Origin of the sequence: Neisseria sp. P0008.S010 (assembly GCF_051962715.1) — a bacterium.
GTDB lineage: Bacteria > Pseudomonadota > Gammaproteobacteria > Burkholderiales > Neisseriaceae > Neisseria > Neisseria elongata.
Genome location: NZ_JBQCVA010000341.1, coordinates 1 through 259, shown reverse-complemented (window position 1 = coordinate 259; position 259 = coordinate 1). Strand labels below are relative to the sequence as shown.

1 pseudogene is annotated in these 259 nt (G+C 59.8%); it reads right to left on the bottom strand.

The window, feature by feature from the left end:
* Nucleotides 1-259 (bottom strand): annotated as a pseudogene (locus ACTHSL_RS13855) (hypothetical protein); the annotation flags it as partial.

The window sequence follows — 259 nt, the reverse complement described above, 5'->3', positions numbered from 1 at the left end:
ATCAACACTTGACGCAGGGCGTCGGCCGCCCCCGAGAGCACCTTGTTTCCCGCCGGATCCGTTGACGCGGTTTCAGAACCAAGTTCCACTCCCCGTTCGTCGACGATCCCCTCGCCACAGACGATCATTACATTCTTCTGCAACTCGTAGATCTCGATCACCCGTTCGACCAGGCGGTCGACATTGAGAGGCACCTCGGGAATCAGCACGATATCTGGCTGGCCGTAAGCCGCCCCCAGCGCCAGATACCCGAGTAGTC